This window comes from Streptomyces sp. NPDC058678, from assembly GCF_042714835.1.
Taxonomy (GTDB): Bacteria; Actinomycetota; Actinomycetes; order Streptomycetales; family Streptomycetaceae; genus Streptomyces.
This window is the reverse complement of sequence record NZ_JBHXSG010000005.1, coordinates 162,579-174,840: the sequence shown is the minus strand read 5'-3', so window position 1 is coordinate 174,840 and position 12,262 is coordinate 162,579. Positions and strand designations below refer to the sequence as shown.

Sequence of the window (12,262 nt, the reverse complement as noted above, 5' to 3'; positions counted from 1 at the left end):
CGACAGAGGTTTTGACGGTCGGCGGGCCCGCGCCGTCAGCTCGTCAAGCGCAACCGGTCCAGTTCACCGCCGATCGCATCCCGCAGCACATCGTGCTGCGGACCGAGCCTGAACCGCTCGTCACTCCATCGCTCACCCGGATACAGCCACACCGGTCTGCTCATCAGCTCGGCCGCCTCCCATTCGAACCGCGGCCAGACATGGGCATGCAAGAACGGGTCCGTGTTTCCCAGAATCTCCAGATTGACCCGGCGGAAACCGGGGTGCAGCCGCCGACAGGCCCGCTCAACCGCTTCTCCGAGTTGCTCCATGTCGGACAGAAAAGACAGCCTCTTGGCCCTCGGCAGGTCAGACAGCCGTTGGACATTCAGCTCATCCACGAGGAGAACCGAGTAGCCCGGCAGGAACTGCACGTCGCCGATCACCGCAAACCCCGACTGAAGTCGCCGCAGCACTGTCGGATTCTCGCCCCGCAGAGCCGATCCGATCCGGTCCGTCCGCCAGTCACCAGTCATGGCCCGAACCTACCCACTGGGCGACCAGGATTTACAGAACAGGCCGCTCCGAAGCCGACGCGGGGCTTCGCCGGCTTCCTGCGCCAGGAGATCGGCCAACAAGCGTGCTCCCATAATGCAGAAGCCCCTGGCTCCGACGCGTTGTAGCGTCAGGCACCGTGAGTACGGATATCGACGGCGGCATCGAGTTCCGCCACCCCGGCGTCGGCACGGACTACTACGAGGGCGAAGCATGGATCTGCGCAATGGATCTCTGGCCCCTGTACGACGAGACCGACTACGCATCCTTCGGATGCCTCTTCGGGGTGCGTAACTACGCGGGTTACCGGCCCCTGGCCGCGGGACGTGGCTTACCCGACGACGTGTCGAACGGACTACGCGAGCGACTGCAGCCCTCGGTGGCAGACGGCCACCTGTCAGGTGCCACCTGGGTCACTTGGGCTGAGATCGCGGCACTGGATCCCGCAAGTGCTCCAGAGCACTACGTGGGCCGACTCACTTGGTCGTACGAGGCAACGCCCGCAACTCTGCACCAGCAACTGGTTCCGGCTGAATGGTCCCCGGAGGTGATTGCCACGGTGGGGCCACGACCGCAGGAACTCGAACGCAGCGACTACTGGGGCGAGTGGATCAGCGGAGACCTGCTGTGTCGGTACGAGTCGTTGACCGCTGGTTCCATCCTGGGTCCCAGGTCTCACTGGCCGCACGTGTTTGCCGTGATGAAGGCTATGGCTGACCGCTTCGGCGAGGACGCCGTTCGACTCGTCGTGGCCTTCGACTGACCGGAAGCTCGCCAGGGAGTTGTCCGCCTCGCCCTGTTCGTGCGGTGCGGCGCGGCGAGCCCGACCCGTTCCTACCGGCTCACCGGCCTTCCCGCCGCGCCCTTGAGACGCCCATCCGTAGCCTCGGGCCGGCGCCATGCCTCGGTCTACTCGTCGATCGCGTCGACGACGGGCGTGCTCGCTCGGCCGTCCGCGGCGCTCCGCGTGCGCAAGTGCCCAGGCGGTGGTAAGCCAGGCCGCTCGCAAAGAGGGGTGAGCGACGAGCTGGAGGTCGAGGAGCGGACAGCGCGCCGAGCGCTCGCGGAGGAGGAGCATTGCCTCCGCGGCGGCAGCCGCGGTCGCCGTCCACGGCTCCCCGAACCGGTGCCTTCACTCACGAACAGGGTGGGCGCGACGATCGCCGGCACGATCGCCGCCGTTTCCAGCACCGCATCGAGGATGTCCACCGGGTCGGTGGACACCAGTCGCTCCCCGGCCGACGTCTCCGAGACCGACGACGCCTACGGGATCGATGTTGATGTCCCCGGCGTCATGCGCGAGGACATCAACGTCGAGATGGCAGACCGGGAGGAGCGCGCCGCGCTGCCGTGCGATCAGCCGCCCAGCGGAAGGCGTCCGCCGGTGCGTGTTTCGGCGGTGGAGAAAACCACACGGCGCCGGCGGTGGCTTCGTCCGTAGTCCAGGCCCGGGTGGGCGAGCGTGGAGGGGACGTTCTGCCGCTGGGCGGTGATCTTGGCCGGGTTCAGGATGTCGTCACCGGGCGGCGTTCACTGCTGCGCAGGTGCTCGATGGCGTCCAGGACCGGGGGCCGGCCTGAGTGGGTGCGTTCGTATTCCTCGATCACCGTCAGGTCCGACGGGGACAGCGGGCGCAGTTGCTGCTTGATCTCGTCGACGCTGAGCTGGCTGAAGCGGGCGATCGGCAGCTCCTCCTCCCGGGCCACCGCACCCCGGACTCCTTCGGCCACGCGGGTCGGCTCGGGCATCTCCCGCACCACGCCCTCGGCCGCCTCCCTGACCCGCCGTCCGCCGCTCTGGGCGACGTCCTTCACCCGGTCGGCGGCCGTTCGCAGTGTGCGGGCGGCCGTGTCGGCCATGCCGCCGCTCTCGCGGACGAAGCCGTTGGACGCGGCCGCCACGGCCCGTGCGTGATAGGCGACGCTGTCCTCCAGCCTTTCGAGTAGCTCCTCGTCCTCGCGGCGCAGCGCGGCGAGGAGGTCGGCGGTGGCCTGGTCATGGATCGCTTCCGCGATGCTCTGGCCGGCCCGGCAGGCCGCCAGCGCCCGGGCAGTGACCGCGTACTCGTCTTGGGCGTTGCTCAGCAGCCGCTGCTCGTCGGCAGGACGCCCGCCGCGCAGCATGTCCGTCACGAACGTGGATCCGACGGTCAGCGGCAGCATGACGGTCCGTACGGCGCCACGCGTGATGAGCCGCGCGATCTCGACGCTGTCCCCGACAAGTCCGCCGCGGGGCCGCAGCGCGCGCACCTGGTGCTCGATTCGCGCAAGCTGGTCCTGGACGTCGGCCACCTGGCTTTCGAGCATCTGCCGGTACGGGCCGGGCGGCATGATGGTCATATCCGCCCTGAAACGGGCGACGACCGCCTCATGCGCCTCGCGAGCATCCTCCAACGCCGGTACGAGGGCGTCCGTCATCACTGTCATCGGTGTGCTCCTGGGGGTCAGACGGCCGGTCCAGCCAGCCGCGCAGGGGGAAACAGCTGCCCATCGGCCATTCCCGCGGCCGGGCCACGGAGGACCATCCTCTGGGACGCCGGGCAAGATCGCCGGGAGGCTTGAGCCGTTCGCGCCCGTACGGGCTACGACCGACTGGGACGCCAATCCTCTGGTGGCCTGCTGCCTCGCTGTTGGGCCCGTCGCAACAGGCGGGTGAAAGGCATCACCCCCAGGGGCGGCGGGCTGGGCTGAAAGGGTGGTGACGGCGGTTGTCCTGTGTCGAAAGTCTTGATCACGCGTTGGTAGGAGCATGAATCCTCGTGTGGACGACGCTGCGCCGTATGCGGCACCGCTCGGTCTTACCGGCTGCCGGCCCGAGCGGGATGACCCGGGCGCCGACGTCGAGCGTGACGGCGGGTGGAGCCGGGCCGTGATGGTCGCCTGTTCAGCGGTGATTGTTGCGGCTGCTGTGGTACTTGCCGTTGCGGACCGGTTCGCTTGAGAGATGCAGAGACGGGTGGTCCGGGCGACTTCGACGGGCCGGGCTCGACTGCGGCGGCAGCCGGGTTCGATGCGGGTGCGTGCCTGCGTGACCATCTGGCCGAGGCGATCGCCTCCCTTCGCTGGCAGACAGCGGTGATGCTGACGCGTGCCCCCGACCGCGTGAACGGAGCACACGCCACTGGGGAGGGCGAGTCATCACCGGGTTGGCTCCCTGGGACGGGGGCGCCGTAGTGCGACAGCCGACGCCCTGACCGAGCTCCAGGCGCAGGCAGGCGCCACCGCTTCGTCCTCGTCCTGCACCGGTGGGCGGGGACCTGGCGCGGTATCGAGATGACGTCCACCGAGAGTGACACAGCACCACGACCCCGTGGATTCGCCTGACGGCCCGGGACCTCTCCGCACCGACCTGGCCCGCTGTCCTGACCAGGCAAGTCGGGCACGTCAGGTGATGTTGCGGAGACTCGGGGAAGAAGGTGCGGCAACCGATGGGAGGTTGTCGTGGAGGGTGGAGATCTCGAACTGGGTGAGTTGCTGGCCGCTGCGGAGGCGGCGCCGCCCGGTGAGTCTGTCGATGTGGTGGCGCACGACCTGCAAAAGCGATTCGGTGCGGAGGGGGTGTCCTTCCTGTTCGTCGACCTCATCGGTGAGCGGCTGGTACGACTGGCCGCGGCCGACGGTGATGTCGCGGACCATGCCGGGCCGATCGACCTGCAGGGCAGCGTCTACGACAGTGTCCTGCAGAGCCAGCGCCAGCATGTGGAACCGGACGGCCAGGGCGGACGGTGCGTCATCACGCCGGTCACCAACCGCGGCGACTGCATCGGCCTCCTGGAGGTGACCCTGCAGTCCGCCGACGACACCGCCCTCCGGCAGGTCCGCGACGCGGCACACGCGCTGGCCTACATCATCGTCACGGACCGCCGCTTCACCGATCTGTACCACCTGGGCCGGCGCACCACCGAGACCAGCCTGGCCGCGGAGATCCAGCACCAGCTGCTTCCCTCGGCCCCCTGCTGCGAGGCGGCCCAGTTCACCCTCGCCGCCGGGCTGATTCCAGCTGACGACATCGGTGGCGACACCTACGACTTCACACTCGATCGCGACACCCTGCACCTGTCCATCACCGACGCCATGGGCCACGACACGAACTCCGCTCTACTGGCCACTTTGCTGGTCGGCGCACTGCGGCGGGCACGCCGCAGTGGCTGTGACGCCCTCAAGCAAGCCCGCCACGCCCACCAGGCCTTGCTGAGCCACGGCCGCGGCCTCGCCACCGGACAGTTGATGTGCGTCGACCTCGAAACAGGCCTCTGTGAACTGGTCAACGCCGGCCATCCCTGGCCACTGCGGCTGCGTGACGGCGCCGTCGAAGAGGTCAAACTTGCCGTCGACCTTCCGTTCGGTGTGGCGGCACCCGCCTCCTACCGCGTACAGGAACTGCAACTGCGTCCCGGAGACCGCCTGATCCTGCTCACCGACGGAATGCAGGAGCGCGGCGCCGCAGCCGTCGACCTGGCCTCGGTCGTTCACGACACCAGCGCGCTGCATCCAAGAGAAGCCGTCCGAAGCCTGACCGCCGCGGTGCTCGATGCCTGCCATGGCAACCTCAAGGACGACGCCACGGTCCTGATACTGGACTGGCACGGGAATCGTCGCCGATCGGCCGAAACCAGACCAGGCCCGCAGCGATGAGCCACAGCGGCCCCTCCTGAGTCCTCACCACCGTCAACGGCATGTGTGCCAATCGGTCTCCGGTTGGCGCGCTCAGCCTTCCTGGGCCTGTGACGCGGCCGGGTCATGGTGCCCCTGACCACGCGTCGCCAAGGGGTCCCGGTTCGGCCGAGCGCGCCCCCTGTTCCAGCTGCTGCCGGAGCCTGTGGGACAGACAACTGGCCGCGGGCGTGCAGCGGTGTTCACCCGGGCGGGAGCCTGGGCGCGCGGGGATCACCGGGCAGCCGGCGCTGCAGAGCTGGGCCGCCGACACTCTGGGGCGTGAAGTGGGTCAGACGGTCAGTGCCTGCTCGACGCCGGGATGGCAGGGGATGACCTCATCCAGGCCGACGAGGTGAAGGACCCGCAGCACCGATCCCTGGGCACCGGCAATACGCAGCCATCCCTGAGCGTCACTCACCGCCTGGTGGGCGGCGACGAGGACGTTGATGCCGCTGGAGTCCATGAAGGTCACGCCGCTGAGGTCCAGCACGGTCCGCTGCGGCGTCGCGCCGCCGTCAGGCAGAAGGGCCGTGCTGAGCACGTTCTTGACGGTGTGGTCGATCTCGCCGCGCAGAGTGATCACCCGGATGTCGTCGACGGCGGTGTGGTCGACCGTCAACTGGCCGGACCGGGCTGCTCCGTGGGTGTCTGTCACCGTTTCCTCGACTGGCTCGCTGATGGGGGGCTCAGGCCCCGACGGTATGTGCGCCGACAGCCTGCCCCGATGGTACGGCGAACAATCGTTCGGTACTTTAGCTGGAGCTCAAGGGGCATGGGAGGCATGGTGCCGGGTACGCGCGGACGTGTGAACGGGGGAACAAAGGTGGACCCGGCGGAATCAATCTCCGATGGTGAGGGCAGCGTGGTACCTGGTGCCCATCCGATACAGGACACCGTCGCCCTGGACGGTGATGGGCACATCATTGCTGAGGCCCGCCACCGCGCGGCTGACTTCCTCACCCGCGTCCAGGCCGAGCACGGCATCCCGGTGTCGGCGCGCGCGATAGACCTGACCCAGCTGGTGGTCAGCGAACTGGTCACCAACGCGCGCAAGTACGCTGCCGGGCCGGTGCTGATGGAACTGCGCATTTCTGGCGCCGTGGTGGAAGTGGTCGTGTGGGACAGCGACCCGGTCCTGCCGGTGGCCCGGGCCGCTGATGCGGGCAGGGTCGGGCAGCACGGCCTGGAGATCGTCATGGCCGTCGCCCAGGGCTTCGAAGTCCAGCGAGAGCCGGTCGGCAAACGCATCACCGCGCGCATCGCCCTGCCCGAAGACCCAGGCGGGCACGGCAGCGGACGTCGCCCTCAGTAGAAGCCGGCGCTCACTCTGACCTCACCGCCTTTGTCCGGCCTGCCGTGAAGCGGCGTGCCACCTGCGGGCGATGTCGGCGGGGGAGAGGGCAATGGCACTGGTCGCCGAGACGATGGTGCTCATCGACGATGTGGCGGTTCTTCCCGATCTATACGGACATGACGATTCCGCGTTCCAGCCGGCACACCCGCATGTGGCTCGAAACCTGGATCTGAGCTCCGCCCCCACAGCCCCGGACGTCGGGTCCCACGATGGCTCACCCGGATCGGACGGGGCCGGAGTCGATCTTCCGGCGGTCCCCGAATTCACGGCGCCGGGTGCGTTGAAGTGGGACTGGTCGCCCGCGACGCCGGTGACCAGGCCGCGGCCCCCTCCCGGCCCCGCCCGCGCGCCAAGCCACGTTGGTCGGCAACCGGTCAAGTCGTGCGGCGCTCGCGCCACCGGAGGGAGCGGGTCTGCGCCTTCGAGCGGCGCCGGTTGCGGCGATTGAGGATGTGGTGGGGCCACAGCGGACCGCTCCCGCCGTCCACCGGGCATCCGGCAGTATGACCTTGTGACTCTCATCCGCGGAACTGGTGACCGTGGCGTCGGCGCCGCCGCCGACCCACTACGGATCCGTCTGGCAGCGGCCGGGGCCGCGGTGGTGACCGCTGGTGCGGGCCTGGGGCTCAGGTCAGTGACGGAAGGGGGCGTGGCGAAGTACGGCGGCGACGCGCTGTACACCGTCCTGATTCATACTCTTGTCGTTCTGATGCTGCCGCGGGTGGCGCCTGCGACGGCCGCCGGCAGCGCGCTGGCGGTCAGTTGGGTGGTCGAGTTCGTTCAGCTCACCGAGGTGCCGGCGGAGCTCTCCGAGCGCAGCTCTGTCGCACGCCTCGTGCTCGGTTCCACCTTCAATCCACCCGACCTCCTCTGGTACGGAGTCGGCGCGGTGGCGGGCTGGCTCGTCCACACTGCGGTGGGCTCCTTCCTGTCATCTCGGCCTACGGTGCGCGACTGAAGCCATCCCCCGTGGCGGCGAACGGAGGCGGCTCAGGGCGAGTTGCCAGCCGACGGGCCGACGAAGAGCCGGCAAGGGCGGCCGGGACAGAGCCGCGGCCGGTGGGAATCCGCGGCGCGGCGCCTGCCTGTTTCGCACAGGCTTGACCTGGTGAAACACCCTTGGCCCATGACCGGATGTCGATCGCCAGGGCCTGCATGTTCTTGTGCGCCACCGCGGACCATCTGGTGTGCCGGGTAGCCGAACCACCGCTCGACCCGGTTGATCCACGAGGAGCCGGCCGGGTTGAAGCGCGCAGCCAGCCCTTTGTCCGCTCAGTACGGACTGGTCCTCGCCGATGAACCCCGGGTGTCTGGCCGGCCAGCTTTGATCGCTGGGGTTTGCCTGCCGGCAGATGGCAGCAATCACCTCAGCCGGTTGATCACGTAGCACCTGGTAGCCGTCGCATCGCGCAACCGGAGCGTGACCGGTTGCTGTCAGCCGCTCACACACACCCCTACGGGGAGACCGCGCCGTCCTGAACACTTCCGACTGTGCCGACGGCAACGATCATCACCGCCGAACAGACGGCCACCCAGCACAACGGGCGATTACCACCCAAACGACGGCGGTTTCCACGACATCACACCAAGGCTTGCAACCGCGCCCCTGCCGAACGCCGACGCGAGGCTGCGTCTATTCCAGCCATGCCCGGTTGAAGTCGCTGGTCAGCTTTCCGCCTGTGCCGCAGCAGAGACGGCGTCCGCCGAAGACCCACCTCGCCGCAGACTCGTACATGCGTTTGACCGTGGGTGGCAGGGGCTACTCGCCCCTGGAAGCCCGCGTCGCGGTGAGGCAGCGCCGACGGGACCACGCAGACACAGATGGCAAGGGGCTGGTGTGATGACTGTGGCGACACAGCAGGGCGGCGGCGGAGGAGGATCCAGTGGCCTCTACGACGTTCTGGAGCTCATTCTCGACCGCGGGCTCGTGATTGACGCGTTCGTGCGGGTCTCCCTCGTCGGCATCGAGATACTCAAGATCGACATCCGGATCGTGGTCGCCAGCGTCGACACGTACCTGCGCTTCGCCGAGGCGTGCAACCGTCTCGATCTGGAGGCGGGGCCGCGCAAGCCGGCCGGGCTCACGGAGCTCACGGGCAAAATCACTGAGTCCGGCGCCCGCGGCAAGACCAAGGGGGCCCTGTCCGGCGCCGCGGAGACAATTTCCGATGCCTTCCAGCAGGCCCGCGAAGAGGGCAAGGAACGACAGGGTGCACGGCCCGCCGCGCGCAGAAGGGAGCAGGGGCGATGAGCACCTACGTCTACGGGATCATCCGCGCCTCGTACTCCTCTCTCCCGCAGGACCTGGACGGCATCGGCGACCCTCCGCGGCTGGTGCGCGTTCTGCCTCAGGGCGAGCTGGCCGCGATCGTCAGCGAAGCCCCTGAGGAACTGCGGCCCAAGCGGCGTGACCTGCTCGCCCATCAGCGGGTACTGGATGCGGCCGGAGCGGATGGCGTGGTCCTGCCGATGCGGTTCGGCAGCGCTTCCCCCGACGACGACACCGTGACCACGGTGCTCGCCGAACGTGCGGAGCACTTCCTGGAGCGGCTGCGCGCGCTGGAGGGCACGGCGGAGTACAACCTCAAGGCCAACCACAATGAGGAGGCCGTGCTGCACCTGGTGATGGCGGACAACGACGAGATCCGGTCCCAGGCGGAGGCGAACCGGGAGGCCGGCGGCGGGTCGCAGGAGCAGAAGGTCCGCCTGGGGGAGATGGTCGCTGCTGCCGTCCAGGCGCGCGAGGCGACTGACGCGGAGCTGCTTCAGCAGGCGCTGGCGCCGACGGCCGAGGCAGTCAGCGTCGGGCCGCAGAGCACCGGCTGGCTGGCCAACCTCTCCTTCCTGGTGGACCGTGGTTCAGCGGAGCAGTTCCTGGCCGCGGTCGACGGACTCCGCCAGGAGCACCCGCACCTTGAGCTGCGTGTCCACGGCCCGTTGCCGCCCTACAGCTTCGTCGACACCCCCTCGTCCGAGCAGGCCGAAGGCGGCACGGCAGAAGCATTCGGAGCCGCAGCAGCCGAGCCGACGAACGGGTAAGGAGCAGCGCCGCCTTGTGCGCGGGCGCCTTCAGCTCCTGCAAGCAAGAGAGCATCCGCGCCGTTTGAGAGCCGGTTGCGTGCCGCGTGCACCTGCACGCGGTTCGCAAGCTGGAGGGCTGCACATGGTGGTCTTACTACGACGCCCGACAGCTCGGAACCGCCGTTGCCCTCGGCCTCGACCACATGATCCCGCCGGCCGAAGGGCGGGAGTTCGGCGCCTCCCAGTAAACCTTCGCCCGCCGCGAGGCGTACGCCAACGGTCTCGGTGATTCCCGTGCCCTGGTCGCCGTCTCCGCGGCGTGCCACGGCAGCAAGGGCGACACGGGTAGAGCGCTGGAGCCGCACGAGAAGCCCCGGCTGGACGGGGGAGGCCAGCCGGGGCCGCACGTGGTGACCTGCGGAGGGCGGTCGCCTCGCGGCGAAAGGCTCCGTGGGGCTTCAGCCGAACGATCTTCCCCACGGGCGGGGGTGAGGCCCGGGGACACTGTCCCCTCCGCAGCCACGTATAGGTGAACGGACAACCAACCCCGGTTGTTCCTTGCACCCTCCCGACATCCGCTGTGAGCTCAAACACTCCCTCTGGCGTGGCCAGTTGAGGAAGTCGGCCATGAGTACGGCGAACTCGTCGGGAGAGGCCAGACGGGAGGCCGAGGTCTTCGGCCTTGGCGCGCGCTGGGATTCGTCGTCCTGGTGCGCCTTGTGACCAGGAGCCGGGTGCGGAGGGCTGATGTGACGGGCGGATGAGCTGCCGATGCGGCCTTCCGCGTGATGTGAGGCCCGTCCTGCAACCGGACTGTGCACGGACGGACTCCTGGCATGCAGAACCGCATACCCCTCACGCGAGGAGATCCTCTTGACCGCCACAGTGTTCGATTCCGCCGCGGCGCAGGCCTACGTCGATCCCTACGCCTGTGACCAGCCCGATACCCCGTGGGAGCCGGCTTTGCAGTCCACGGGAGGCGACTACCTGCTGCCGCCCCCGAATCCTGCCCAGCGTCTCGACATCGCGGTCGGCCCGCGCGACCGGAGGCGCCTGGACCTGCATGCCGCCCTGACCACGGCGGGCGTCCCACCCCAACTCGAGGACCGGGAAGCCATCGAGCAGCTCAGCGCCCTGCCCGACAGCATCAACGCCACCATCCAGCGCTGGATCCACCACACCACACAAGCCTGGTCCACCGTCTATTAGGCCAACAGCCGCACGCCGGCATCGACCTCCTCTCATCGGCTTGCTGACGGGCTTCCTCATCGGCGCCGGCCGCGACCGGCGCACTGTGCGCCTCGTCGTCGCCCACCCAACGGCGGCCCGTCCGGCCGGAGATCATGCCGCTGAGCGCACCGGTCTTCTGGTCGGGCTTCTTCGGGATCGTGCAGCGGCTCCCACGACGGCGCAGGTAGTCGCGGTTGGCTTGGGACCCATAGGCCTTGTCCGCACGCACCCGGTCCGGTCGGTGGCGCGGCCTGCCGACGCCTACGCGGAGCACCCGGATGCGCTCCAGGACCGGCTGGGACTCGGGGCTGTCGTGCCGCTGGCAGGCGGTGACCAGTGGCTCCTGTGCATGCTCGACCGCCAGGTGCACCTCTGTGGTCAGTCCACCACGTGAGCGCCCGAGTCCGTGGTCTGCCGGCTCGACTGCGACTCCGCCGGTTTTGTCCTGCTGCAGGTCCCCTTTTCGCGCGCCCCTGCCGCGTGTTGCTGGGCCCGCACGATGGTGGAGTCCACGCTCACATCCCAGGTGATCATGCCTTTCGCGTCGGCCTCGGCCTTGCAAGTGCGTGAGGATCCTGCTCCCCCCGCGCACGCCTGATCCCCGCATCGAGACCTTCGTAGGTCTTCTTCTTACGACGTGGTGCGCGAATGAGAGTGATTACGGGAAGCCGGGCGGGAGTGCCACGAGCGTGTCCAGCAGCGCACGGCCGCAGTCGCGGATGGGCCCGAGGCCGGACTGCCGGCGGCGCGCATGCTCGCCGGGTCGATGATCAGGTGCAGGGTGGCGGCACGACAGCCGCGTGGCGACGGCACCGGTACGGGCCTTGTCACGTACTAATCCTTTCCGGGTTACGGCCACCTCCAGGAGTACGGCCTGCAGGCGGTAAAGGTCGGCGAGGGACTCTTCACAGGCGGGCTTCTGTTCGCGGGCGGCGTGGGTCCAGGGGTGGGCGAGACCGTCGCCGACGGTCGGGGAAGGAGGTGGCCGTGCAGGTGTTCTTCGCGATTTTGGTGTCGCGCGAGGCAGGGGGGTTGCAATGCCGTCAGCTCGGCACGTTCACCCAGATGGGCATGGACTGTACGGTCAGCTCTTTGCCCTGATGAAATCCATTGGTGCGCCCCGCTGCCCGACTGGAGCATGAGCTGCCGCCATGCCGTCCCGGGACGGCGGCAGCTCATGTGCCGCCCTGGGAGGAACCCTGTATGACCCTCGTGCCGATAGTCCGACGCGTGCTCGGTGACGGCCCATTCGCCGAGATCGGAGAGCCCGCTCTGGCCGTCGTTGACGAGCGCTCGAGGACGGTTGCCGTAGGTGGGGACCTCGGACATGTCCAGTGGAGTGGCAGTGGGACCGCGGACTCCCGGTGGACGGGGCACCGGATCGGTGTCTATGAGCAGGACGGGCTGCGGTGTCGGCGCCTGGTGCGGTCTTGGTACCCCGTTCGATCTCTTGCCTTCCACCCCGTTC

General features: G+C 68.7%; 12 protein-coding genes. 9 read left to right on the top strand and 3 right to left on the bottom strand.

All coding sequences use genetic code 11. The annotated features are described in order from the left end of the window. Positions 1–35: 35 nt before the first annotated feature. Positions 36–515 carry a diadenosine tetraphosphate hydrolase gene (locus tag ACFWWR_RS07785; protein ID WP_383869823.1) on the bottom strand — a complete coding sequence of 160 codons (480 nt, stop codon included), beginning with the start codon at positions 513–515 and terminating at the stop codon, positions 36–38. 158 nt (positions 516–673) lie between these two features. Between ACFWWR_RS07785 and ACFWWR_RS07780 the strand changes: the two genes are divergently transcribed. Then, positions 674–1,297 (top strand): hypothetical protein, encoded by a 624-nt coding sequence (locus tag ACFWWR_RS07780; RefSeq protein ID WP_383869826.1) that lies wholly within the window; start codon positions 674–676, stop codon positions 1,295–1,297. Positions 1,298–1,549: 252 nt separating this feature from the next. Then, entirely contained in the window at positions 1,550–1,975 is a 426-nt protein-coding gene (locus ACFWWR_RS07775; RefSeq protein ID WP_383869829.1) for a hypothetical protein, read from the top strand. Positions 1,976–2,039: 64 nt separating this feature from the next. Here ACFWWR_RS07775 and ACFWWR_RS07770 read toward each other — a convergent pair whose 3' ends face one another. Then, complete coding sequence (locus ACFWWR_RS07770; RefSeq protein ID WP_384302474.1) at positions 2,040–2,960, bottom strand: hypothetical protein; 921 nt, start codon at positions 2,958–2,960, stop codon at positions 2,040–2,042. 1,014 nt (positions 2,961–3,974) lie between these two features. Between ACFWWR_RS07770 and ACFWWR_RS07765 the strand changes: the two genes are divergently transcribed. Next, positions 3,975–5,168 (top strand): PP2C family protein-serine/threonine phosphatase, encoded by a 1,194-nt coding sequence (locus ACFWWR_RS07765; protein ID WP_384302472.1) that lies wholly within the window; start codon positions 3,975–3,977, stop codon positions 5,166–5,168. 310 nt (positions 5,169–5,478) lie between these two features. Here the strand turns inward: ACFWWR_RS07765 and ACFWWR_RS07760 are convergent, their stop codons facing one another. After that, complete coding sequence (locus tag ACFWWR_RS07760) at positions 5,479–5,844, bottom strand: STAS domain-containing protein (protein WP_384302470.1); 366 nt, start codon at positions 5,842–5,844, stop codon at positions 5,479–5,481. A gap of 168 nt (positions 5,845–6,012) precedes the next feature. Between ACFWWR_RS07760 and ACFWWR_RS07755 the strand changes: the two genes are divergently transcribed. The 6 genes from ACFWWR_RS07755 (at position 6,013) to ACFWWR_RS07730 (ending at position 11,188) form a co-directional block, all read left to right on the top strand. After that, a complete protein-coding gene (locus tag ACFWWR_RS07755; RefSeq protein ID WP_383869841.1) occupies positions 6,013–6,501 on the top strand; it encodes an ATP-binding protein in 489 nt (162 codons plus the stop codon). Positions 6,502–7,114: 613 nt separating this feature from the next. Continuing rightward, positions 7,115–7,501, top strand: a complete 387-nt coding sequence (locus tag ACFWWR_RS07750; RefSeq protein WP_384302522.1) for a DUF2809 domain-containing protein — start codon at positions 7,115–7,117, stop codon at positions 7,499–7,501. Between the two features lie 882 nt (positions 7,502–8,383). Next, positions 8,384–8,794 carry a gas vesicle structural protein GvpA gene (locus tag ACFWWR_RS07745; protein ID WP_383869880.1) on the top strand — a complete coding sequence of 137 codons (411 nt, stop codon included), beginning with the start codon at positions 8,384–8,386 and terminating at the stop codon, positions 8,792–8,794. After that, positions 8,791–9,582 carry a GvpL/GvpF family gas vesicle protein gene (locus ACFWWR_RS07740; RefSeq protein ID WP_384302468.1) on the top strand — a complete coding sequence of 264 codons (792 nt, stop codon included), beginning with the start codon at positions 8,791–8,793 and terminating at the stop codon, positions 9,580–9,582. Before ACFWWR_RS07745 ends, ACFWWR_RS07740 begins: the two co-directional genes overlap by 4 nt. An 855-nt stretch (positions 9,583–10,437) precedes the next feature. Next, complete coding sequence (locus ACFWWR_RS07735; protein WP_383869846.1) at positions 10,438–10,773, top strand: hypothetical protein; 336 nt, start codon at positions 10,438–10,440, stop codon at positions 10,771–10,773. A gap of 262 nt (positions 10,774–11,035) precedes the next feature. Next, positions 11,036–11,188, top strand: coding sequence for a hypothetical protein (locus tag ACFWWR_RS07730; protein WP_384302466.1), 153 nt, complete (start codon positions 11,036–11,038; stop codon positions 11,186–11,188). Positions 11,189–12,262 lie beyond the last annotated feature (1,074 nt).

Excerpts from the sequence above, each read along its gene's own strand:
- ACFWWR_RS07745 (WP_383869880.1), top strand. The coding sequence starts at position 8,384 with ATGACTGTGGCGACACAGCAGGGCGGCGGCGGAGGAGGATCCAGTGGC.
- ACFWWR_RS07740 (WP_384302468.1), top strand. The coding sequence starts at position 8,791 with ATGAGCACCTACGTCTACGGGATCATCCGCGCCTCGTACTCCTCTCTC.
- ACFWWR_RS07785 (WP_383869823.1), bottom strand. The coding sequence starts at position 515 with ATGACTGGTGACTGGCGGACGGACCGGATCGGATCGGCTCTGCGGGGC.
- ACFWWR_RS07770 (WP_384302474.1), bottom strand. The coding sequence starts at position 2,960 with ATGACAGTGATGACGGACGCCCTCGTACCGGCGTTGGAGGATGCTCGC.